This is a genomic window from Paenibacillus sp. FSL L8-0708, from assembly GCF_038009325.1.
GTDB classification, from domain to species: domain Bacteria; phylum Bacillota; class Bacilli; order Paenibacillales; family Paenibacillaceae; genus Paenibacillus_AQ; species Paenibacillus_AQ odorifer.
This window is the reverse complement of sequence record NZ_JBBPBC010000001.1, coordinates 6,066,929-6,090,671: the sequence shown is the minus strand read 5'-3', so window position 1 is coordinate 6,090,671 and position 23,743 is coordinate 6,066,929. Positions and strand designations below refer to the sequence as shown.

At 45.7% G+C, this 23,743-nt stretch carries 15 protein-coding genes and 1 pseudogene; 14 read left to right on the top strand and 2 right to left on the bottom strand.

The window, feature by feature from the left end; genetic code table 11:
- Positions 1 to 20 precede the first annotated feature (20 nt).
- From aspS to NYE58_RS28700, 3 genes are all read left to right on the top strand, one after another.
- Positions 21 to 1,805: an aspartate--tRNA ligase gene (gene aspS / locus NYE58_RS28710; RefSeq protein WP_076193219.1), complete on the top strand. Its 1,785-nt coding sequence runs from the start codon at positions 21 to 23 to the stop codon at positions 1,803 to 1,805.
- A 61-nt stretch (positions 1,806 to 1,866) separates the two neighbouring features.
- Positions 1,867 to 2,622 (top strand): tRNA threonylcarbamoyladenosine dehydratase, encoded by a 756-nt coding sequence (locus NYE58_RS28705; protein ID WP_076277219.1) that lies wholly within the window; start codon positions 1,867 to 1,869, stop codon positions 2,620 to 2,622.
- A gap of 237 nt (positions 2,623 to 2,859) precedes the next feature.
- Positions 2,860 to 4,158, top strand: a complete 1,299-nt coding sequence (locus tag NYE58_RS28700) for an NCS2 family permease (RefSeq protein WP_036677630.1) — start codon at positions 2,860 to 2,862, stop codon at positions 4,156 to 4,158.
- Here NYE58_RS28700 and NYE58_RS28695 read toward each other — a convergent pair.
- A complete protein-coding gene (locus NYE58_RS28695) occupies positions 4,153 to 4,731 on the bottom strand; it encodes a hypothetical protein (protein ID WP_341003629.1) in 579 nt (192 codons plus the stop codon). The genes NYE58_RS28700 and NYE58_RS28695 overlap by 6 nt on opposite strands.
- Before the next feature lie 194 nt (positions 4,732 to 4,925).
- Here NYE58_RS28695 and NYE58_RS28690 point away from each other — a divergent pair, with 194 nt between their 5' ends.
- The 10 genes and pseudogenes from NYE58_RS28690 to NYE58_RS28645 all read left to right on the top strand — a co-directional run bounded on the left by NYE58_RS28690 (position 4,926) and on the right by NYE58_RS28645 (position 21,509).
- Positions 4,926 to 7,109 carry a HelD family protein gene (locus NYE58_RS28690; RefSeq protein ID WP_076218484.1) on the top strand — a complete coding sequence of 728 codons (2,184 nt, stop codon included), beginning with the start codon at positions 4,926 to 4,928 and terminating at the stop codon, positions 7,107 to 7,109.
- A 391-nt stretch (positions 7,110 to 7,500) separates the two neighbouring features.
- On the top strand, positions 7,501 to 7,782 hold the full coding sequence (locus tag NYE58_RS28685) for a CD3324 family protein (protein ID WP_076129667.1): 282 nt from the start codon (positions 7,501 to 7,503) through the stop codon (positions 7,780 to 7,782).
- Positions 7,783 to 8,077: 295 nt separating this feature from the next.
- Positions 8,078 to 9,382, top strand: a complete 1,305-nt coding sequence (locus NYE58_RS28680; RefSeq protein WP_076129668.1) for a replication-associated recombination protein A — start codon at positions 8,078 to 8,080, stop codon at positions 9,380 to 9,382.
- A gap of 379 nt (positions 9,383 to 9,761) precedes the next feature.
- Positions 9,762 to 10,778: an ABC transporter ATP-binding protein gene (locus tag NYE58_RS28675; RefSeq protein ID WP_076129669.1), complete on the top strand. Its 1,017-nt coding sequence runs from the start codon at positions 9,762 to 9,764 to the stop codon at positions 10,776 to 10,778.
- The gene (locus tag NYE58_RS28670) at positions 10,765 to 11,700 is read left to right on the top strand and encodes an ABC transporter ATP-binding protein (RefSeq protein ID WP_036677615.1); all 936 of its coding nucleotides are present in this window, start codon (positions 10,765 to 10,767) and stop codon (positions 11,698 to 11,700) included. The genes NYE58_RS28675 and NYE58_RS28670 overlap by 14 nt, the downstream gene beginning before the upstream one ends.
- 4 nt (positions 11,701 to 11,704) lie before the next feature.
- Positions 11,705 to 12,667 carry an oligopeptide ABC transporter permease gene (gene opp4B, locus NYE58_RS28665; protein ID WP_036677612.1) on the top strand — a complete coding sequence of 321 codons (963 nt, stop codon included), beginning with the start codon at positions 11,705 to 11,707 and terminating at the stop codon, positions 12,665 to 12,667.
- Positions 12,668 to 12,694: 27 nt separating this feature from the next.
- On the top strand, positions 12,695 to 13,600 hold the full coding sequence (locus NYE58_RS28660) for an ABC transporter permease (protein ID WP_076129671.1): 906 nt from the start codon (positions 12,695 to 12,697) through the stop codon (positions 13,598 to 13,600).
- Positions 13,601 to 13,619: 19 nt separating this feature from the next.
- A complete protein-coding gene (locus NYE58_RS28655) occupies positions 13,620 to 15,467 on the top strand; it encodes an oligopeptide ABC transporter substrate-binding protein (RefSeq protein ID WP_076218485.1) in 1,848 nt (615 codons plus the stop codon).
- 292 nt (positions 15,468 to 15,759) lie between these two features.
- Entirely contained in the window at positions 15,760 to 18,492 is a 2,733-nt protein-coding gene (locus tag NYE58_RS28650; protein ID WP_341003627.1) for a glycoside hydrolase family 9 protein, read from the top strand.
- 32 nt (positions 18,493 to 18,524) lie between these two features.
- Positions 18,525 to 21,509: pseudogene (locus tag NYE58_RS28645) on the top strand (glycoside hydrolase family 48 protein).
- A 368-nt stretch (positions 21,510 to 21,877) separates the two neighbouring features.
- On the opposite strand, the gene mnmA reads toward NYE58_RS28645, so the two are convergent.
- Complete coding sequence (gene mnmA, locus NYE58_RS28640; protein ID WP_076129704.1) at positions 21,878 to 22,999, bottom strand: tRNA 2-thiouridine(34) synthase MnmA; 1,122 nt, start codon at positions 22,997 to 22,999, stop codon at positions 21,878 to 21,880.
- Between the two features lie 293 nt (positions 23,000 to 23,292).
- On the opposite strand from mnmA, the gene cymR reads away from it, so the two are divergent.
- Positions 23,293 to 23,712, top strand: coding sequence for a cysteine metabolism transcriptional regulator CymR (gene cymR / locus NYE58_RS28635; protein WP_036677599.1), 420 nt, complete (start codon positions 23,293 to 23,295; stop codon positions 23,710 to 23,712).
- Positions 23,713 to 23,743: the final 31 nt, after the last annotated feature.

The following is a 23,743-nucleotide window of genomic DNA, read 5'->3' as shown; positions in this document are numbered from 1 at the left end:
AAAAAGGGGAATGGTGAATTATGCAAAGAAGTCATAACTGTGGGCAATTAACACCAGAACATATTGGACAAACGGTAACCTTGAACGGATGGGTCCAGACCCGCCGCGACCTTGGGGGCGTACTTTTTATTGACCTGCGTGACAGAAGCGGTATTGTGCAAGTTGTATTCAACCCGGACTACTCCGGCGAAGCACTGCAAATTGCGGATAAGGTTCGCAGTGAGTATGTTTTGGCTGTCAAAGGAAAAGTGGTTAAACGTGATGAAGAAACCATTAACCGCAATCTGCCAACAGGTGAGATTGAAGTTCAAATTACAGATATCGAAGTGCTGAACGCTGCTAAGACCCCTCCATTCTTCATCGAAGATGGAGTGGAAGTAGACGAATCTCTTCGCCTGAAATATCGTTACCTGGATCTGCGTCGTCCAGAAATGCAAAAAACGCTGTTGCTACGCTCGAAAGCTTCTAAGATTTTCCGCGATTTCCTTGACAGTGAAGGATTTATTGATGTAGAAACACCAATCCTAACTAAGAGCTCACCGGAAGGTGCGCGTGATTATTTGGTGCCAAGCCGTGTGCATGAAGGCGAATTTTTCGCATTGCCACAATCTCCACAAATCTACAAGCAGCTATTGATGGTGGGTGGCGTTGAACGCTATTATCAAATTGCTCGTTGTTTCCGTGATGAAGATTTGCGTGCTGACCGTCAGCCGGAATTTACACAAGTGGACATCGAGACTTCATTCCTGTCTCAGGATGAGTTGCTTGGCATGATGGAGAACCTGATGCAACGTCTGTTTAAAGAAACTGTAGGAGCGGATATTCAGCTTCCATTCCAACGTTTGACTTATGCTGAGGCTATGGGCAAATACGGTTCAGACAAACCTGACCTGCGTTTTGGATTAGAGCTTGTAGAAATGAACGATATTGTTGCCACAAGTGGCGTAAAGGTATTCGCTTCCGTGATCGAAAAAGGCGGAGAAGTGAAATGTCTAAATGCTAAAGGCTGTGGGACGTGGACTCGTAAAGAAATCGATGATCTCGGACCTTATGCTGCGCGTTATGGAGCGAAAGGTTTGGCTTGGATTCAAGTGAAAGACGGCGAGTTCAAAGGGCCGATTGTCAAATTCTTCACTGAAGAAGAAATTGCCGCTGTGAAGGAGCGTACAGGCGCTGAAGAAGGCGACCTACTGTTGTTCTCCGCTGATACCAAAAAGGTTGTAGCGGACGTTCTAGGTGCCCTTCGTGTCAAAATCGGACGTCAGCTGGGTCTGATCGACGATAATGTGTTCAAGTTCGCTTGGGTGACTGACTTCCCATTGCTTGGTTATGATGAAGATCAGAAACGTTATGTAGCAGAACACCATCCGTTCACTCGTCCACGTGAAGAGGATCTGCATCTGTTCGACACAGATCCAGGTGCAATTCGTGCACAAGCCTACGATATCGTTCTGAACGGTTATGAAGTAGGCGGCGGCTCCATGCGGATTTACAAACGTGAAGTACAGGAAAAAATGTTCCAAGCTCTCGGCTTCTCAGATGAGGTTGCTTACGAGAAATTTGGTTACCTGATGGATGCGTTCGAATATGGTACACCTCCACATGGTGGTATTGCCTTCGGTTTAGATCGTCTAATTATGCTGCTGGCGGGTCGTACAAATCTACGCGAAACCATCGCATTCCCGAAAACGGCAAGTGCAACGGACCTGCTTATGGATGCACCTGCACCAGTAGACGGTTCACAATTGGAGCAACTGCATATTAAGCTGGCTCTTAAACCAAAGAAAGAAAAAGAAAAAGAATAATTAAATAAAGCGGGCGAGGCAGATTTCTGCTTCGCTGTAGCTTTTGAAGGAGGCTGACCTCATGCTGCATCAGTTCTCACGTACGGAACTGGCGATCGGACCGGAAGGTCTGGAGATTATGAAGAACAGCACAGTAGCGGTACTTGGTATCGGCGGTGTTGGCGGTATGGCTGTTGAGGCATTGGCTCGTAGCGGGATCGGCAGACTGATTCTGATTGATAAGGATTCCGTCGACATCACCAATGTGAATCGGCAGATCCATGCGCTTACTACAACGGTTGGGCAAAAGAAGGCCGAACTGATGGTAGACCGTGTGAGGCTGATTAATCCGGAATGTGAAGCGATTGCGCTGAACATGTTCTATACGGAAGAAACCTATGAGGAACTGTTCAAGCTGAAACCGGATTATGTGATTGATGCCTCGGATACGATTATCTACAAGGTCCATTTGATTAAAGAATGTCTGGCACGTGGAATTCCTATGATCTCAAGCATGGGCGCTGCCAACAAAATGGATCCTACAAGATTCCAGGTAGCGGACATTTCCAAAACAACGTATGATCCGATTGCCCGGGTCATTCGCCAGAAGCTGCGTAAGGATGGGATTAAGAAAGGCGTGAAGGTGGTTTTTTCTACGGAGCCGCCAATGAAGCCGCGTCAGGATGTTACGGACAAGATTGTTCCGGAGAATGCACCGGATCGACGTAAAGCGAAACAACCGCCAGCCAGCAATTCATTTGTTCCACCGGTAGCCGGCCTAATTATGGTCAGCGTTGCCGTGCGTGACTTGCTTGAGGCTGGAGGCGTCAGCTTGTAAGTGAATCGCTGAGCTGAGGCTGTTTCAATTATAGTTATAGGATTAGAGTAATGGACAAAAGGGCGAGTAGCTGGAATCCGGCTGCGTACGCCCTTTTGTTGTCGTTAAACAGGCGGGTTCTGCAAGAAGCAGGCCACAAATAGGCATAATAGCTGAACCGGGATGAACGGCTGATTTAGATTTATAATCCGGGCAATATCCGCCTGCGGAACTTAATATCAGTGGAGGTTTTTGTACATGAAATCGAATTTTTGGCGAAATAGTGTGGGGCTTGCACCTGAGAATGACTGGAAACGGGAATGGGCTGCAGGGATTCTCTCCTATTTTGCTTCAGTTTATATTGTTATGGTGAATGCGACGATTCTCCATGACGCGGGGATGCCGCTTAGACCGGCAATGGTGGCCACACTGTTGACCGCAATTACCGGCTGTCTGCTGATGGCTTTTGGCGGGAAGACGCCTATCATCGTGGTTCCCGGGATGGGAATTAACGCATTTTTCACTTATACGCTTGTTCATTCCATGAAGCTGGACTGGAGAGAGGCGCTTACTGTAGTTGTTATAACAGGCGTGTTATTCGCTATTGTGGCCTTCACATCACTTTATCGTATTCTTAGTGAGGCAATTCCCCAAAACCTGCAGCATGCCATTACAGTCGGTATAGGGCTGTTTCTGACCTTTATAGGGCTGCAAAAGAGTGGGATAGTGATTGCCCATCAGACTACTTTTGTTGCCATAGGACATTTTAGTGATCCTGCAGTTATTACATCCTGTGTGACTTTATTGCTGGCTTTAGTGTTATTTATCCGGGGAACTAACGGAGGCCTGCTGATAAGTATGCTGGTCGGTACAGGACTAGCCTACCTGTTGGGAGCTGCACATGCACCGGAAAAACAAGCTTCAGGGCATGTATTCTCAGGTTATGGCGGCTTATTTTTCGGAATGGACTGGAGCGGCATTGTGAGCCTGGTGTTCTGGATTGCTGTATTCCTGTTATTGTTAATCGTTGTATTTGAAAATATCGGTCTTGTAGCCTCGCAGACGATGATGGCAGGCCGTCCAGAACGCTTCAAAAGCAGCTTACGTGCGCTCTCGCTTGCTAATATCGCCGCGGGTCTCTTCGGAAGCAGTCCGGTCGTGGCCGCTGCAGAATCCAATGCAGGAATAGCTGCGGGCGGGCGTTCGGGTCTCACCTCGCTTGTAACAGGGCTTCTATTCGGGGCGACCTTCTTATTCCTGCCGCTGTTATCCTATATTCCTGACAGTGCGATTGCCCCGATTTTGATTGTGATCGGCGGGCTTATGGTACAGAATGTGCGTGAGATGGACTTGAGCGATTTGACCGAGCTGTTCCCGTCTTTTTTAATCATGGTTATGATTCCATTCACCTATAGCATCGTGGACGGTATGGCTTTTGGTTTTATTACCTACCCAATTGTGAAGCTGGCGCTGGGCAAAGGGAAGGAAGTGCCACCTGCGCTGTATGGAATTGCTGGTTTGTTTGTGGCTAACTTTATTTTGCAGGCTGTGCTATAGTGCGGCATCCAGTTTCTTTGATTGCGAGGGACCTGTTGTTGCACTCTTATTAGTTCTATTAGCCAGTGTTGAAATCAAAGAGGTAATTGCCGCTGTGCCGTTGATTGGGGCTAAATGCGTGGAAGCGTCGAAAACAAAGGTATAAATACCGTTGATTGGGGCTAAATGCGTGAAAATGCCGAAATTAAAGGTATAAATACCTCTGATTGGAGCCAAATGTGTGGAAACGCCGAAAACAAAGGTATAAATACCGTTGATTGGGGCTAAATGCGTGGAAGCGTCGAAAACAAAGGTATAAATGCCGTTAATTGGAGCCAAATGCGTGGAAGCGTCGAAATCAAAGGTATAAATACCGTTGATTGGGGCTAAATGCGTGGAAGCGTCGAAAACAAAGGTATAAATACCGTTGATTGGGGCTAAATGTGCGTAGACGCCGAAAACAAAGGTATAAATACCGTAGATTGGAGCTAATTGTGCGTAGACGTAGAAAACAAAGGTATAAATACCGTTGATTGGAGCTAAATGCGTGTAGACGACGAAATCAAAGGCAAAAATGCCTTTGGTTTGTCCCAAACATTCGGCGCTTGTGCATGCTAAGGTGCACCAAAGGGCTTTAGGTTGGAGAACAACTTATAAGTTTAGTCAAATCATTTGAAAGATTTGGTATTTAAGTGCTGATTGTGCTACAATGGGTATCCTTTTGCGTGAGAAATGGGCGTAGGAGCATGAAAATTTAAGCTCGATAAACTTTTAGGAGGTAACTGAAATTGGAAGACAACTTTCAAAGTGCCTATCAAGAGGAAGAAGACAGGCTGAATCAAGCGCTTACTGAAATTGACACTTTGCTGGAGAAGCTCCAGCAGACACCAGTGTACACGGGACATGACTATACGGAACAGGTGCTGGAAGCGAACCGTGATCAGAAGCGCAAAGATCTTGCCAAGCTTAGGCAGGAGCCTTATTTCGGACGGCTTGATTTTCAAGGCAATGATGAGAATGAACGGAAGGCACTCTATATAGGCAAAATCGGCGTAGACCGCGAGCAGGTAAGCGACCGTCCGCTAGTCATCGACTGGCGCGCACCGGTAGCAAGCCTGTTCTATTCGTTTACCGGCGGTACGGAGCCAGCCACCTATGAAGCTCCTGAGGGATTGATAGAGGGGCTGGTATACCTCAAACGCAACGTGGTGATTCGGAAGCAAATTCTGGAGCGGGTCGCGGATACGTACAATCGGGAAAGCGATGCACCGATTGTATCGGATGAGTTTCTCGTCTATCGACTTGGGGAGAACAAGGATAATCGTCTACGGGATATCGTATCGACCATTCAAGAGGAGCAGGACAAGATTATCCGTGCTGCCAAAAATACAGCGCTAATCATTCAGGGCGTGGCAGGAAGCGGTAAAACAACCGTTGCACTGCACAGGCTTGCTTTTCTGCTGTATCAATATAAGGATCAGGTTTCTGCGGAAAAAATGATCATTTTTGCACCAAACCGGATGTTTTTGGATTACATCTCGGATGTATTGCCTGAGCTCGGGGTAGGTAATATTGCTCAAAGTACATTTCCGGATTGGGCGGCTAATGTACTAGGACTGGAATTGCCGGAACAGGATGCGACAGAGACGATGAACCGCTGGTTCGAAACCCCTGGGGGCATGCCGGTAATTACAGAAGAGACACCAGGGCGCTTCAAGGGTTCCACGGTGCTGATGGGAATCATAGAGTCCAGTATCAAGCTATTGGAAAGCAGCTCTGTACCTGAGGGTGATTTTAGCCCGTGGGAGGGTGCGGTGCTACGCCGTTCTATGATTTTGCGCTGGCATAATGAGGAGTATGCTCCCTATCCTCCAGCCAAGCGCAAGGAACGGGTAATGGCGCGGATTCATCGCTGGATTGAGATGGAACTGAAGAAGAGTCCGTCAGCTGCTGCTATGAAGGATCGCAAGAAAAAAGGCGCGCAGCGAGAGAAGGCTTATAGTGCCAAATGGCCTAAATATGATCCATTAACGATCTATAAGCAAATTTTCCGAGCAGCTAAACTTCCTGAGGATTGGCCGGTTGAACCGCCAGAGGAAATTCCGGCAGCTGTGTTGAAGGAAACGGCAAAAGAGCTGAAAAAAGGCATCATACGTGAAGAGGATTTACCTCCGCTGCTGTATATCCATTATCTTTTGAATGGTGATGAGGGCGTTACTCGCTTTGACCATGTAGTAATCGATGAGGCCCAGGATTTTTCACCTTTCCAAATTGCCGTTCTGGATTTATATGTGCGAGGCCATTCCTTTACGATCCTGGGTGATCTCTCGCAGGGCATACATGCCTATAAAGGCGTACACGCGTGGGAAGAGATGCAGACGTTGTTTGCCCCTGAGAACACGGCTTATCACGCGCTGACACGCAGCTATCGTTCTACTATGGAAATTATAGACTTCGCTAATGGAATTCTATCTTCAGGTGTGGAGAGCTCATTGCTGGCTGTTCCTGTGTTTCGTAGTGGAGATCCCGTGCGTATGATCGCCTATGGCGAGGATGCCGGGGAACTGGTGGCTGATGAGCAGGCTCGCTTGCGGACAATAACCTCTGCACTGAAGTCTCTGTCAGGAAGGGAATACCGTACGGTGGCTGTCCTAACAAGAAATCTTCATGAGGCTGCAGAACTATATGCGGAGCTGGCACAGCATTTTGAAGATATTCATCTGATTGATGGCAGTATGACACAATATCAGGGCGGGTTATCGGTGCTGCCTGTCTATTTATCAAAAGGTTTGGAGTTCGATGCGGTGATCTTAGCAGATGCCGATCAAGACCATTACGGAGCGACGGCTTGGGACGCGAAGCTGATGTATGTCGGCTGTACACGTGCTCTCCATGAGCTGTGGCTGCTCCATAATGGGGAAGTTCCTTCCTATGTGCAAACGGCGGCTGGAAGCGATTCTGAGGGAGAGTAAGACTGGTGGAGAATGGTTATAACTGTTCTTGGTCTTGTAACTCCCCCATAGGTATGGCTTAATAATAAGTGTCCGGCCGGGCAAGAACACTTCTGGAAGGAGGCTGATTGAAATGATTTCAGTATACGAGGTGGTTTCCGTTTAAGACGGAAACCTGCTTAAAGCGAGGAGGCCTTACGGCCTCCTTATTACTAACATAAGAAGTACCACACTTATCCATAAGAACGAAATTTATGAAATCGAATGTAGACGCTACCAAAAGGTTTTTATATAATGAAATTACGGATTTTTCCAAATATGAGGAGAAGAAAGGAGGCAGGTGACGTGATTATAACTAAAAACTTAGTTGACCGACGCATAGGGACACACCTGTTGAAGGAGGAAATGCAAGTTGAGTTATGTAAATGGGAAGGATGTGCTCCCCCCTGGCTTGCTCGAAGAGCTTCAGGGATACATCCAAGGTGAACTGCTCTACATCCCAAAGAAGACGGAAGAGCGGGTTCGATGGGGCGAGAACAGCGGTTCGAGGAAAGAAATAGCGAACCGGAACAAGGAAATTTTCAGTTGTCATCGAAGCGGTGATTCCGTAGCGGAACTTCAGAAGAAGTACCATCTATCGGAAGAAAGCATTCGTAAAATCATATCAAAAATGCGGCTGGCAGTAAATTGCTAGCTTGCAATTCAAGCATAAACGCCTCTGGTGTCCTTAGAAGGACGGTAAGCGTTATGCGAGAAATCATAAGGATAAAGTATAGCGTGAAACCTATACTTTCTTATATTTTGAAAAAAGAGCATGGCTCCCGCCTTTCTAAGACGAGATCATGCTCTTTTTATTTTGGCGTAAAATAAGTCTATGCTGATACTGTTACCTTGAACCGGCAGGACATCCTAATCCTTCCCTGTGATATGGTATGATAGAGAGGGATTTACATTGAGCTTTTACAAGAATATAGCAAGGAAGTGGAGTTATGGATTTATTTTCTTTCGGAGAGGACACTGGGGGCGGACGGCTGCTTGCAGACCGGATGAGACCGGAGAATCTTGATGAATATATTGGTCAAGAGCATATCATAGGTCGGGGGAAGCTGCTGCGAAGAGCGATTGAGGCGGATCAAGTCTCTTCGATTTTGCTCTATGGCCCCCCGGGATGCGGCAAGACGACACTCGCGCATATTATTTCTCATCACACGCAAGGAGAGTTCGTACGTCTGAATGCGGTGGAAGCTACCGTGAAGGATGTACGGGAGGTTATTGAGCGAGCTCAGAACAATCAAACATTGTACGGCACTAAGACGATCCTGTTCCTGGACGAGGTGCATCGATTTAATAGCTCACGCCAGGATGCGCTTTTGCCAGCAGTAGAAAAAGGGACTATTACCTTCATTGGAGCGACTACAGAGAACCCGTTCCATTATGTTAATGGGGCGCTTATGAGCCGCTCCACCTTATTTCAGCTGGAGGCATTAACGAGTGAACACAGCTTGATCGCAATGCGCAGAGCCTTGGCGGACAAAGAGAAAGGTCTTGGATTTATGGAGCTTCAGGTCGATGAGGAGGCATTGTTGCATATTGCAACAATGGCTAATGGAGACATCCGGCGGGCACTAAACGCGCTGGAGCTGGCAGCCCTGACTACCGCGCCGCAAGTTGATGGAAGTGTTCATATCACGCTGGAGGTGGCGGAGGAATCCATTCGGCGCCCCATTGTGAAGGCTGATGAATCTACGCAGTATGATGTGCTATCCGCTTTTCATAAAAGTATTCGCGGTTCCAGCGACGCCGCGTTGTTTTGGTTTCTGTATGCGGTAGAAAAGCTTGGAATGGACCCTATGACTTTTATTCGGCGCCTGATTGCAGCCAGCAGTGAGGATATCGGCTTGGCTAATCCCCAAGCTATGGTTCAAGCGGTGAGTGCGCTGGATGCGTATCGAAACAATGGTTGGCCAGAGGCGAAGCTGAACATTGCCCAAGCTATTCTTTTTGCAGTGGAAAGTCCGAAGTCTAATGCTGTGGTTATGGCTATTTCCAATGCAATGGCAAGTATGGATGAGATCAAATCAGCGGAGGTACCGCTGCATCTGCGTGATACGCACTATAAAGGTGCAACTGCGTTAGGGCATGAAGGATATCAATATCCGCACAATTTTCCGGGGCATTATGTGAAGCAAGAGTATTTGCCTAAGGAGATTTCTCAGCGTGTTTTTTATCAAGCTACTGAGCAAGGCAATGAGATTAAGATTCGTCATAATCAAAAGCTTCGGCGGGAGCAGTAAGCAGCTAGCGACTGTAATACCTTCCAATTTCATGCTGGAAAGCCAAAGATTTTAACTTTCAGTCGAACTAAATAATTCCCAAAAAAAGGCGGCCTAGAGCCGTTTTTTTGTTATCTACGTTACTTTTAATCACATCGATTGAAAATTTTTTATAGGAAAAGATTGATAATTTACCATAAGTTAATTAAAATGAACTACAAAGTTACGAGATGTTCATTTTTATTTCCGATTGAACTACTGGTAGTATTCTTAACAGTGTTAATTATCATCACATTGGTTATTTCAAAATGTTTCATGAAAATCAACACTATTTATATCAAAATTTACATAATATTTTCATTGTGTTAATTTTGAAATCCTTGTCGTTAGGGTGATAAATATGGGCGAAGAACTACTAGAAATCAAAAATTTGTCGACATCGTTCAGAATTGCAGACGACTATTATGCTGCGGTTGATGATGTTACCCTGTCTGTTCGCAAAAATGAAATTCTGGCTATCGTTGGAGAATCTGGTTCAGGAAAAAGTGCGCTCGCCTTTTCCATTATGGGGCTGCATACCAGAGCCAGAATTGACGGACAAATCAAATACAAGGGCCAGGACATCGTTACTATGTCTCCTGCTGCACTAAACAAGCTGCGCGGCCAAGAAATGTCTATGATTTTTCAAGATCCTTTATCCGCTTTAAACCCGCTAATGATCATCGGTTCACAGATTGAAGAAGTACTTATCCTACATGATTCCAAGCTTTCTAAGAAACAGCGAAAAGAGAAGGTCATTGATCTTTTGACCAAGGTTGGAATTTCCCGTCCCGAGCATACATATCAGCAGTACCCCCACGAATTATCCGGTGGCATGAGGCAGCGGGTGGTTATCGCCATTGCGATAGCCAATGGACCCAAGCTTTTGATCGCCGACGAGCCTACCACAGCACTAGATGTGACTATCCAATTACAAATCCTTGAACTTATTAAAAAATTAAAAAACGATATGGAAGCAGGCATTATCTTAATCACTCATGACTTAGGGGTTGTAAGCGAAATGGCTGACCGTGTTGCGGTGATGTATGCCGGACAAATCGTCGAAATCGCAGATATTTTTACGTTGACGTCTAATCCGAAACATCCATATACGAGATCCTTATTAAACTCCATTCCAACGGCAAAAGAAGAAAAATCCAGGTTGCATGTGATTCAGGGGATTGTTCCACCACTGCAAAACCTTCCGCGTAAGGGCTGCCGTTTCTCGGCACGGACACCTTGGATTCCTGAATCGGAGCATGAGGAGAACCCACAGCTGCATGAAGTCGCACCCGGACATTTCGTTCGCTGCACCTGTTATAACAATTTCCATTTCCCTGATACTAACGAGGAGGCAATCCACAATGGGACTTCTTGAGGTTAAAAATTTAGCAGTACATTTTCCGATCCACGGCGGTGTTTTTCGAAGGGAAGTTGGCGTAGTTAAGGCTGTCGATAATGTTAATTTTACCATTGAAGCTGGGCAAACCTATGGTCTGGTTGGTGAATCTGGTTCCGGAAAGACGACAACGGGTCGCGCGATTATAGGTCTTAATTCTATTACTAGCGGCAGCGTGATTTTTGAAGGGCAAGATTTGGCCTTGAGGGGTGTACGAAAGCAAAGAAATGTCCGCAAAGACATTCAGATGATCTTTCAGGATCCGTACTCTTCCTTAAATCCTAAGAAGCGTGTACTCGATATTATTGCAGAACCGTTGCGTAATTTCGAAAAAATGTCTCCAGGGGAAGAAAAACGCCGGGTGCAGGAATTGCTTTTACAAGTAGGCTTAAGTCCTGAGAACATCCTGAAATATCCGCATGAATTTTCTGGCGGCCAGCGGCAGCGGATCGGAATTGCCAGAGCAATTGCACTCAAGCCAAAACTTATTATTGCTGACGAGCCGGTATCTGCGCTAGATGTCTCAGTACAGGCACAGGTGCTTAACTTCATGCAGGACATTCAAAAAGAGTTGAATCTTACTTTTCTATTTATCAGTCATGATCTCGGGATCATCAGGCATATGTGCGATCACATAGGGATTATGTATAAAGGACGACATGTGGAGCAAGGGACTGCTAAAGATATTTTTGACAATCCTCAGCATATTTATACCAAACGACTCATTGCCGCCATTCCTGATATTGATCCGAAACAGAGAGAAAAGCAGACGGAATTCAGAAAATCAGTAAGCAAGGAATATGAACAAGCGCACCGGAATTATTTTGATGAAGAAGGCATGGCTTATCCATTAAAATCAATTTCCGAGACTCATCTGGTAGCCTTGCCTGAGAAAGGTTGAGAATATGTGGAAGATTATCGTTCGTAGAATTCTTATAATGATCCCTCAAGTAGTTCTATTAAGTATTCTTGTTTTTCTTATGGCGAAGGCGATGCCTGGTGACGCACTCTCAGGAATGCTCGATCCGAATATTGATCCGGCGGCCATTGATGCGATGAGAGAAAAGCTCGGTCTAAATGATCCATGGTACATCCAGTACTGGGATTGGATCACTAAAGCGATACAAGGGGATTTCGGCCAGTCCTTCCGTTTCAAAATGCCGGTCTCAGAGCTAATCGGACAACGCCTGATGAATACACTTTGGCTGGCCATTGTTACGCTGATTCTTACATACCTTATTGCTATCCCGCTTGGTATTACCAGCGGACGTTATAACGATTCGTGGCTGGATCGCTTGATAACTGGCTATACCTATATTGGATTTGCTGCACCGTTGTTTATTTTTGCACTTTTAATGGTATGGGTTTTCGGATTTCATTTTCATTGGTTTCCTACCAGCGGCAGTGTCAGTCCCGGGGAAGTTCCAGGTACACTAAGTCACTTCTGGAGTAAATTCTATCATCTGCTTCTGCCTGCGCTATCTATGGCGCTAATTGCAACGGTTGGGACCGTACAATATCTGAGAAATGAGATCATTGATACGAAGCAAAAAGATTTCATTCTCACTGCTAGAGCTAAAGGGGCTTCAGAGTCACGCGTATACAATCGTCATATTTTGAGAAACTCCTTGCTGCCGATCGCTGCATTTTTTGGATATGAGATCACTGGGCTAATTGGTGGTACGGTGTTCGTTGAAACGATCTTCAGCTATCCAGGAATGGGTTTGCTGTTTCTAAGTTCGATAACGATTCGGGATTTCAGCGTGGTAACAGCCCTCGTTCTTCTGTATGGGGTTGCTTCCATCGTCGGTGCGTTGTTATCAGACATTATTTTAAGTATCGTAGATCCTCGTATCCGGATTAAATAAGAAGATGAACACTTTGGGGTGAATGAAATGGCAAAGACGAGCGCAGAGATAGCTCTGCTGCAGGAAACTGATAAAAGTCCATCGGGCTTCAAAATTGTTTGGCGGGAGATGGTGCGGGATAAGCTGGCACTGGTCTCATTGATTTTCCTATTTACGATTATTGCTGCTGTATATGGGATCTCCTTATTTTTAGATCAGAAAGAAATTGTCACGGTTGACTTGTTCGCCCTATATGAGAAGCCTTCGGCTGTGCATTGGCTGGGGACTGATTATGGAGGACGGGATGTATTCGGTCAATTAATTATAGGAACACGAAATTCCATGTCTATTGCCTTTATGGTTACATTTTTTACGGGAATTATCGGTATTCTGGTAGGTTTAGTCTCAGGTTACTTTGGGGGAACGGTAGATAATGTCGCGATGCGTATTGTGGATTTCTTCATGATTCTACCTTTTCTAATGATTGTTATAGCTTTTGTCAGCGCAGTTCCTAAATACAATACGTTGACCTTCTCCTTTATCATGACAGCATTTCTTTGGATGGGGATTGCCAGGCTCATTCGTTCCAAGACATTACAAGAGAAGGAATTGGATTATGTTCAGGCATCTAAGACCCTAGGCTCCTCCAATCTAAAAATTATGTTTACGCAAGTTCTGCCGAACTTAAGCTCAATCATTATCGTAACAATGACCTTGAATCTGGCAGCTAATATTGGATTGGAATCAGGCCTATCCTTTCTAGGTTTTGGTTTTCCAGAAAGTACACCCAGTCTGGGTACTCTAGTAAGCTATGCGAGAAATCCGCAGACTCTTGAGTTCAGATGGTGGATCTGGTTACCCGCATCATTGCTGATCCTGGTATTGATGTTGAGTATAAATAATGTGGGTCAAGCGCTAAAACGTGCGACCGACGCAAGACAAAGAAAAGGATAATAAGGGAGGAAATGATTAAATGAGAAAAGCCATTCGTTCAAAAGCTTTACTAGTTTCATTAATGTTTGTAATGTTGTTCGCTCTTGCGGCCTGCGGCTCCAAGAACAACAACGAAGCGGCTGAATCAACAGCAGCTCCTAACGCCAGCGCACCTGCGGCAACCGCAGAAGCAACGGCCGCGCCTGAGGCAGAAGACGGACTTTATAACATTAAAGATTTCAGTAACGTTAAGACTAACCAAGGTGAAGCTATTGACGGAGGGACAATTACATTTGGACTTGTTTCCGATAGTCCATTTGAAGGCACTTTGAACTGGAACTTCTATTCTGGAGATCCAGATGCTCAAGTTCTGAACTGGTTTGATGAAGGTTTGTTAACTTGGGATAAAGACTATGTTTATACTAATGATGGTGCGGCTACTTATGAAGTTGCAGAAGATGGACGTACCTTTACCTTTACGATTCGCGACAATGTAAACTGGCAGGATGGTAAGCCAGTAACGGCTGAAGACTGGTTGTTCGCCCATGAAGTTATTGGTAATCCTGCTTATGATGGTCCTCGTTACGGTTCTGACTTCACTAATATTGAAGGCATGGATGAGTACCATTCCGGTAAGGCCAAGACCATATCCGGGATTAAAGTGCTGGGTGATAAGAAACTGCAAATTACTTATAAGCAATCTACACCTTCCTTGTTAACGGGTAGCGTATGGATTTATCCATTAGCCAAACATATCTTTGGCGGCATGGATGTTGCCAAAATCTCCTCTTCCCCTGAAGTCCGCCAAAAGCCAATTGGCTTCGGAGCTTTTAAAGTAGAGAGTATCGTTCCTGGTGAGTCTGTAGTATTTGTTAAGAATGAAGATTACTGGCGTGGAGCCCCTAAACTGGATAAAGTAATTTTGAAGGTTATCAACCCAACAACGATTGTACAAGAACTGAAATCTGGTGGAGTTGACTTGGTGGATTCCTTCCCTATTGATCAATTCCCTGATAATGCGAAGCTATCAAATGTTGAGTATCTCGGGGCTGTTGACCGTGCGTATACGTATATTGGATTTAAGCTTGGCAAATGGGATGCAACGAAAAAAGAGGTTGTTACCGATCCTAAAGCTAAAATGGCGGATGTGAATCTTCGTAAAGCAATGTGGGCTGCGGTTGACAATGATACTGTTGGTAAAAAGTTCTATAATGGTCTGCGTTGGAATGCGACTACCTTGATTCCACCGTCCCATCCAGAATTCCATGATACTACCAATCCGGGCGTAGCTTTTGATCCAGAAGCAGCTAAAAAGATCCTGGATGACGCTGGTTACAAATTAAACGGTGAATTTAGAACGAATCCAGATGGCAGCGAGCTGAAGATTAATTTCATTTCGATGACTGGTGGAGACATTGCTGAGCCGCTGGCTCAATATTATGTACAATCCTGGAAAGCGATTGGTCTGAATGTAACTTTGGAAATGGTAGAGTTTAATACCTTCTATGATCGTATAGGTCAAAATGGTGAGGATGATCCTACTGTTGATGTGTACCAAGGTGCTTGGGGGGTAGGGATTGACGTTGACCCATCAGGCCTGTACGGTAAAGATGCAATCTATAACTTCCCACGTTACTCCAGTGCAGAGAACGATCGTTTGCTCGCCGAAGGGATCTCTGAGGCTGCATTTGATGTAGACAAACGTAAAGAAATCTATAAAGAGTGGCAACAATTTATGGTTGATGAGATTCCAGTATTCCCAACACTTTATCGTGCTGTGATTGTGCCGGTTAATAACCGTGTGCTAAACTTTGCAATTGGTGATGGAACCGGACTCTATTATAACGACATTGCGGTTTCTGCAGATAAAGCTGCGGTGGCTCAGTAAGAGGGGATTAATGAACAGCAGTTCAAGGAGAAATCCTGAGCTGCTGTTTTTTATTTTCTGTTAAATTAACAATTATTCCTATATTTTGTGCATTATTTACTGTAAAAATATAGTGTTTTAATGAAAGATATGGTATATTTTGGGTGAGAGCGAAACTTTCGCTTAAATATAGCTCTTAGAGTGAGGTGAGTGGATGATCGCAATGACAGGTACCTGATTCAAGTGAGGGAGGTGTTACGGGACTGAGGTGTAATCTTTCTTGTGGCATTCACTGAAGAGAGGGGCAGTAGAAATGATCAAGAGGTATAGGAAACAAGGACTGGTGTTCAGTTTGTTGTTTACGCTTACATTTTGTTCAAATGCTGCATTTCAACCGGCGATAGCAGAGGCAGCGGCCGGAGACTACAACTATGCGGAGGTTCTACAAAAATCTATTTATTTCTACGAAACCCAGCGGTCTGGTGAATTGCCAGATAACAATCGGGTGGAATGGCGGGGCGATTCCGGTCTTTTGGACGGGGCGGATGTGGGACATGATCTGACTGGTGGTTGGTACGATGCCGGTGATCACGTTAAATTCGGTTTGCCTATGGCTTATTCTACAACGATGCTGGCATGGTCAGTTTATGAGTACAAGCAAGGATATGAGGGGTCTGGGCAGCTGGAGGAAATTTTAGACAATATTCGCTGGGCAACCGATTATTTTGTGAAAGCTCATACCGCTCCTAACGAGCTGTGGGGACAAGTTGGTAACGGAACAACCGATCATAATTGGTGGGGACCCGCAGAAGTCATGCAGATGCAGAGACCTTCCTACAAAATTGATGCCACTCATCCCGGATCAGATCTTGCCGCAGAAACAGCTGCAGCGTTAGCTTCAGCATCCATTATTTTCAGGGATACGGATGCCGTATACGCGGACAAGCTGCTGCTGCATGCTAAACAGCTTTACAATTTTGCAGACACTTATCGCGGCTCCTATTCCGACAGCATTACCGACGTCAAACAATATTATAATTCTTGGAGCGGTTACGCGGATGAATTGAGCTGGGGGGCTGTCTGGTTGTATTTGGCGACTAACGATCAGCAGTATCTCAATAAGGCTATTGCAGCAAGCGATCAATGGGGAACGAATCAGGCTGGAAACTGGGGGTATCAGTGGACACAGTCTTGGGACGACAAGCATTATGGCGCTCAATTACTGTTGGCACGAATCACCGGGCAGACCAAGTTCATTCAATCCACTGAACGGAATATGCAGTATTGGACGACTGGAGTGGGTGGAACAAGTGACCGTGTTGCCTATACACCTGGCGGACTAGCCCATCTGGATCAATGGGGCGCATTGCGTTATGCAGCCAATCAGGCTTTTATGGCCTTCGTTTACTCAGACTGGGTGAGCGATCCGGTGAAGAAAGATACAGCGCGCTCTTTCGCGGAGAGACAAATTACGTATATGCTTGGCGACAATCCACGAAACAGCAGTTATGTTATCGGTTTTGGTAATAATTCTCCTCAGCATCCCCATCATCGAACCTCACATGGATCATGGAATGATAGTCAGAGCGTTCCGGTAAATCATCGCCATGTCTTGTACGGAGCGCTAGTTGGAGGCCCGTCCAAAACAGACAGCTACACCGACTCCATTAACGATTATGTCTCGAATGAAGTTGCAACCGATTACAATGCTGCTTTTACAGGAGCTATTGCAAAAATGGTGCTGCTGCATGGACAAGGGCAACAGCCCCTTGCACAATTTCCGCCTGCAGAGACACGTGAAGATGAGATGTTTGTCGAAGCCTCTGTGAATGCTAGTGGCAGCAACTTTGTAGAGATTCGAGCATTGCTGAATAACCGTACGGGCTGGCCGGCAAGGGCCAGTAAAGAGATGTCTTTTAACTATTATGTGGATCTTAGTGAAGCGATAGCGGCTGGTTATGGTCCTGAGGATATTACGGTTACAGCGGGAGGCTACAATCAGGGTGGAACGGTGTCTGCACTTCAGCCTTACGATGCAGCTAACCATATCTACTATACTAAGATCGATTTTACAGGTACTTTGATTTATCCGGGTGGACAATCTGCTCATCGTAAGGAGATTCAATTCCGAATTGCAGCTCCGCTGAACACTAACTTCTGGAATAATGCTAATGATTTTTCATTCCAAGGGGTGGCAGCTCAAGGAGTAACTCCTGTAAAAACAGCGAACATTCCGGTGTTTGATGCAGGTGTACACATGTATGGAGAACTTCCAGCGGGTGGCGGACAACCTGGAGAACCTCAAGTCCCTGCACGTCCGACTAATGTTCAGGCTGTAGCAGGTAATGGAACGGTCCATTTGACTTGGAATGCGATTAGCGGGATCAGTGAATATACCGTTAAACGCAGTGAAGTGAGTGGAGGCCCGTATACGGTGCTTGAGAATGTCACGGGAACGGATTACATGGATAGTGGACGGGTGAACGGAACCACTTATTATTATGTGATCACTGCCAAGAATGGTGTAGGGGAGAGCTTGCCATCTATACAGGTTAGTGCCAAACCCCAAGAACCGACACAGCCCACAACGGGAAATTTAAAGGTGCAATATCGTACGAATGATACGAATGCCAGTGATGGACAGCTGCGCCCTCAGTTCCGAATTATGAATACAGGAACCGAGTCTGTGGCACTTAGCGGCTTGAAGCTGCGTTATTATTTCACTGTGGATGGGGATAAACCACAACAGTTTCATTGTGATTATGCTGTAGTGGGCAGTGGTAATTTAAGCGGCAGTTTTGTTAAGCTGAATCCCGCCAGTACGGGCGCGGATTATTATCTGGAGATTTCTTTTGATGCAGGGGCTGGAAGTATAGCGTCTGGTGGAGATAGCGGCGAGATCCAGGCTCGCACCAATAAGACGGACTGGACGGCTTATAATGAAACGGATGATTATTCCTACAGCGCGGTTCAGCAGACATTTGCCGATTGGAATAAGGTTACACTTTATCAAGGTGAAACACTTGTATGGGGCTTAGAACCATAAATATATCCAAGAGAGGGAGCTTGCCTAAGATGATGAAATTGAGCTTAATAAAGAAGCCTGTTTCTGTAATAATGGCCGCAGTCCTGTTTCTCTCACTCATGACCGGTCTATTTAATTTTAGACCTCAGACTGCTCACGCTTCAACTACGGAGCAGACGCGATTTCTGCAATTATATGCGCAGCTAAAAGACCCCGCAAATGGTTATTTCTCTGCCGAAGGAGTACCTTATCATGCGGTAGAGACCTTGATGAGTGAAGCCCCTGATTACGGACATATGACGACCTCAGAAGCTTACAGTTATTGGATGTGGCTTGAGGTACTCTATGGTTATCACACAGGGGACTGGACTAAGCTGGAATCCGCTTGGGACAACATGGAGAAGTATATCATCCCTATTAACGAAGGTGATGGCAAGGAAGAGCAGCCAACCATGAGTTATTACAATCCGAACAGCCCGGCTACGTATGCAGCGGAGCATGCTCAGCCGGATCAGTATCCAAGTCAGCTAGGTGGCCAGTATACAGCAGGTAAAGATCCGCTAGATGCTGAATTGAAGGCGACGTATGGCAACAACCAGACCTACTTGATGCACTGGCTGGTAGACGTGGACAACTGGTAAGGCTTCGGCAACTTGCTGAATCCTACGCATACAGCCGCTTATGTAAATACATTCCAACGGGGTGAACAAGAGTCCGTTTGGGAGGCGGTCCCTCACCCTTCTCAAGATGACAAAACGTTCGGAAAAGCAAACGAAGGCTTCATGAGTCTGTTCACAAAAGAAGCTAACGTGCCTTCCGCTCAATGGCGTTACACGAATGCTACAGATGCCGATGCACGGGCAGTACAAGCAATGTACTGGGCTAAAGAGCTCGGCTACAACAATACAGTGTATTTGAATAAAGCTAAGAAAATGGGCGATTTCCTGCGTTACGGTATGTATGATAAATACTTCCAAAAAGTAGGGAGTGCTGCTACTGACGGCACCCCTGATGCCGGGACTGGCAAAGACTCTAATCAATATCTTCTGGCTTGGTATACCGCATGGGGCGGTGGACTTGGAGCAACAGGAAACTGGGCTTGGAGAATCGGTGCGAGCCATGCCCACCAAGGGTATCAGAATGTCGTGGCTGCCTACGCACTTTCTGATTCGGATGGTGGTCTGATTCCGTCATCAGCTACAGCTGGGCAGGATTGGGAAAATTCTCTGAAACGTCAATTGGAATTTTATACTTGGCTGCAGTCCTCTGAAGGGGCAATTGCCGGTGGAGCGACCAATAGTTATCAAGGCGCCTACAAGGCTTATCCAGCTGGAACCAGTACTTTTTATGGCATGGCCTATGACGAAGCTCCAGTCTACCACGATCCTCCATCCAATAACTGGTTCGGAATGCAGGCATGGAGTGTGGAGCGGGTAGCAGAGCTGTACTATATCCTCGCTTCTAACGGAGACACTACATCTGAAAACTTCCAAATGGCAAAACAAGTTATAGAAAATTGGGTAGATTGGTCTAAAGATTATGCTTTTGCCAACAAACGTCCAGTTACGGATGCTGAAGGTTACTATCTGAACAGCCAAGGAAATCGAATTCTTGGAGGCGCCAATCCGCAAGTGGCTACAGTCTCTGCACCAGGAGAATTCTGGATTCCAGGTAATGTGGAATGGACAGGACAACCTAATACTTGGAATGGCTTCAGTGGTTCTACTGCAAACAATAACCTGAAAGCCGTAACTAAGAGTCCAAGCCAAGATACAGGTGTACTGGGCAGCTATATTAAGGCACTTACCTTCTATGCGGCTGGCACCAAAGCTGAACATGGCAGCTACAGTACTCTGGGAGGAGAAGCACAGGTACTGGCTAAATCTTTGTTAGACACGGCATGGGGTTATAACGATGGAATTGGTATTGCAACTACCGAAAGCCGTGCAGATTATTCTCGCTATTTCACTAAAGAAGTCTATTTCCCAAGCGGCTGGACAGGTACATTCGGCCAAGGAAATACAATCCCTGGTACATCAACAGTGCCTTCCGATCCTGCTAAAGGCGGAAATGGGGTATATGCAAGCTATACCGATATCCGTCCAAATATCGTAAATGACTCTAAGTGGCAATATCTGCTGGACAAATACAATACTTCTTTTAATAAAGTGACTAAAACTTGGGACAATGGAGCCCCTGAATTTACCTACCATCGCTTCTGGTCGCAAGTAGATATGGCAACTGCTTATGCAGAATACGATCGATTGATCAACAGCAGCGTGCCTACGGAGCCAGTAGCTCCAAAAGCACCTTCCAAACCAAGTGCGATCGCTGGTAACCAAGTTGTAGATCTTAGTTGGAACAACGTAACTGGAGCTACAAGCTATACTGTGAAAAGAGCTGCAACAACTGGTGGCCCTTACAGCGATGTGGCTGTTGTCACTCAAGCTACTTACAGTGACACTTCCGTGGTTAACGGTACGGATTATTACTATGTAGTTAGTGCTTCCAACGTGGTTGGAGAGAGCCCGAATTCGCCTGAGGTTCACGCCAAGCCTATGGATGTACCGATTCCGGCACAAGGAGATTTGGTGGTGAAGTACCGGACAAGTGATACCAATCCGGGTGATAATCAGTTCCGCCCGCAGCTGCAAATTGTTAACAATGGGGATACGGCTGTAGCGCTTAGCGATGTAAAGCTGCGGTATTATTACACGATTGATGGCGATAAACCTCAACAATTTAATGTTGACTATGCTAACATCGGTGGAAGTAATATACAGGGAACATTCGTGAAGGTAGACCCTGCCAAAACTGGAGCGGACTATTATTTAGAAATCTCCTTCGGCGCAGGTGCAGGCAGTCTTGCACCGGGAGCCAACACGGGTGATATCCAGATCCGGGTCAACAAAACGGACTGGAGCAATTACAACGAGGTTGGAGACTACTCGTATGATCCTACCAAAACATCTTACACGGAATGGAATCATGTGCCGTTGTACTTGAATGGTGCTCTAGCATGGGGACTTGAGCCTTAAAGTCTAAATGAGGGAAGCCCTAGCTATTTGGCTGGGGCTTTTTTTGTTATTGGCTGGTTAGCGACTGCACTTCGACTAATTGTGGCTTCATGTCCATTTTAATTGTATTTCCTACAACTAAAATAGGCTCTAGCCGCGTCAACGTAATTTAATTGCACTTCATACAACTATTTATCAGTATATGGATACTTATTAAGATATAAGCTCAGTTTAACTGTACAATGTGCAACTAAAACCCAAAAAGAAATAAAAAAGCACGAAATAGCTGTATTAAATACAACTATTTCGTGCTTTTGGTATGTTAGTTAGATATTGTGAGTTACTACGATTACTTGTAGATCAAGCTTTTATAGAAACTTGGGTTACATTCACACTTGTGCTGAAGGAACAACCTTCTCCGCGTATTCTATCGTTCCGCCGCCGAGACATTGCTCGCCGAGATAGAAGACAACGGCTTGACCAGGTGTGATCGCTTTTTGTGGAACATCAAAGGCTACATTTATCGTTCCATCTTCACGCGCTGTAAGGGTCACGCCTTGATCTGGCTGGCGATACCGGAATTTGGCGGTGCATTTCAGCGGTTCTTGCCCAAGCGCTTGACCGTCAATCCAGTTAACACCGGAAGCAATCAGGCTAGTGGAGTACAGGCTGTGGTGCTTGTCTCCTTGTACTACATAAAGAATGTTGCGGCTAAGATCTTTTTCAGCTACAAACCACGGTTCGCCGTTGCCAGAGCCACCAATACCAAGGCCTTGGCGTTGGCCTAACGTGTAATACATAAGTCCGTCGTGGCGGCCTTTGATCTCTCCAGTTACTATGTCAACCATATCGCCAGCTTGTGCCGGGAGATATTGGCTGAGGAATTCGCGGAAGTTGCGCTCGCCGATAAAGCAGACGCCTGTGCTATCTTTTTTCTTGGCAGTGTAAAGTCCTGCTTCTTCAGCAATTCTCCGCACTTCAGGTTTCGGCAGATGTCCAATAGGGAACATTGTTTTAGAGAGTTGATGTTGCCCCAGTGCATTCAGGAAATAGGTTTGATCCTTATTGTTGTCTACGCCGCGGAGCAGCTTGTACACACCATCTTCTTCTATAACACGTGCGTAATGTCCAGTTGCGACATAATCGGCACCAAGCTGAAGAGCTTTGTTCAAAAATTCTCCAAACTTAATCTCGCGGTTGCACATGACGTCAGGATTTGGCGTCCGGCCGGCCTTATATTCATCGAGAAAATAAGAAAATACCTTATCAAAGTATTCCTTCTCGAAATTAACGGTATAGTAAGGAATATCAATCTGCTCGCATACGCGGCGAACATCCTCTGCATCGCTTTCGGCCGTACATACTCCGAATTCGTCGGTATCGTCCCAGTTCTTCATGAAGATGCCGATGACGTCATAGCCCTGCTGCTTGAGCAGAAGCGCCGTGACGGAGGAATCGACCCCTCCGGACATGCCGACGACGACACGGGTGTCTTGTTTTGCTTTTGTCATCGTAATCACCATTTCTGTACCCAAAATACCGGTCATTCATGGAACACCCGGCTCAAAATGTATTATAACATACCTGTCTACTCTAAACCTCTGAAATAAGAGACTGGAAACAACAAAATGTCCACCTGGGGTGAACATTCTCGTAAAATGTTTTGTTTTCCATTTCATTTGTGACTTCGGATATGATAACATAAACTGAGAGTAATTATCGGAATACCTTGATATGACAATCAAAAGACTTGCCGAATCAATAGTATACAATAATCAGACATTAAACTGAAAGAGGTGCCCCTTTGAAAATATCAACCAAAGGTCGTTACGGACTAACAATTATGATGGAGCTTGCACTGAAATTTGGTGAAGGACCAACTTCACTTAAGAGTATCGCTGAGAAAAATGGTCTTTCCGAGCATTATCTGGAGCAACTAATTGCTCCTCTGCGCAATGCAGGACTTGTAAAAAGTATTCGTGGAGCATATGGCGGATACATTTTGTCGCGTGAGGCGAATGCTATCACTGCCGGTGATATCATCCGTGTGCTGGAGGGTCCTATCTCTCCTGTAGACTTCACGGAAGAGGACGATGCAGCGAAACGGGATTTATGGTTGCGTATTCGCGACAGTATTGCCGATGTGCTGGATTCCACAACACTTTATGATTTGATTAACTACAAAGAAGAGAGTTTGGCTGACAATTACATGTTTTACATTTAAGATTTGGAAATACATTCCAAAAAAAATAATG

What these genes read in the sequence shown, in the direction of transcription:
- NYE58_RS28650 (WP_341003627.1), top strand. Translation starts at nt 15,760, where the DNA reads ATGATCAAGAGGTATAGGAAACAAGGACTGGTGTTCAGTTTGTTGTTT.
- NYE58_RS28660 (WP_076129671.1), top strand. Translation starts at nt 12,695, where the DNA reads ATGGCAAAGACGAGCGCAGAGATAGCTCTGCTGCAGGAAACTGATAAA.
- NYE58_RS28700 (WP_036677630.1), top strand. Translation starts at nt 2,860, where the DNA reads ATGAAATCGAATTTTTGGCGAAATAGTGTGGGGCTTGCACCTGAGAAT.
- NYE58_RS28675 (WP_076129669.1), top strand. Translation starts at nt 9,762, where the DNA reads ATGGGCGAAGAACTACTAGAAATCAAAAATTTGTCGACATCGTTCAGA.
- NYE58_RS28670 (WP_036677615.1), top strand. Translation starts at nt 10,765, where the DNA reads ATGGGACTTCTTGAGGTTAAAAATTTAGCAGTACATTTTCCGATCCAC.
- aspS (WP_076193219.1), top strand. Translation starts at nt 21, where the DNA reads ATGCAAAGAAGTCATAACTGTGGGCAATTAACACCAGAACATATTGGA.
- NYE58_RS28655 (WP_076218485.1), top strand. Translation starts at nt 13,620, where the DNA reads ATGAGAAAAGCCATTCGTTCAAAAGCTTTACTAGTTTCATTAATGTTT.
- mnmA (WP_076129704.1), bottom strand. Translation starts at nt 22,999, where the DNA reads ATGACAAAAGCAAAACAAGACACCCGTGTCGTCGTCGGCATGTCCGGA.
- opp4B (WP_036677612.1), top strand. Translation starts at nt 11,705, where the DNA reads ATGTGGAAGATTATCGTTCGTAGAATTCTTATAATGATCCCTCAAGTA.
- NYE58_RS28705 (WP_076277219.1), top strand. Translation starts at nt 1,867, where the DNA reads ATGCTGCATCAGTTCTCACGTACGGAACTGGCGATCGGACCGGAAGGT.
- NYE58_RS28680 (WP_076129668.1), top strand. Translation starts at nt 8,078, where the DNA reads ATGGATTTATTTTCTTTCGGAGAGGACACTGGGGGCGGACGGCTGCTT.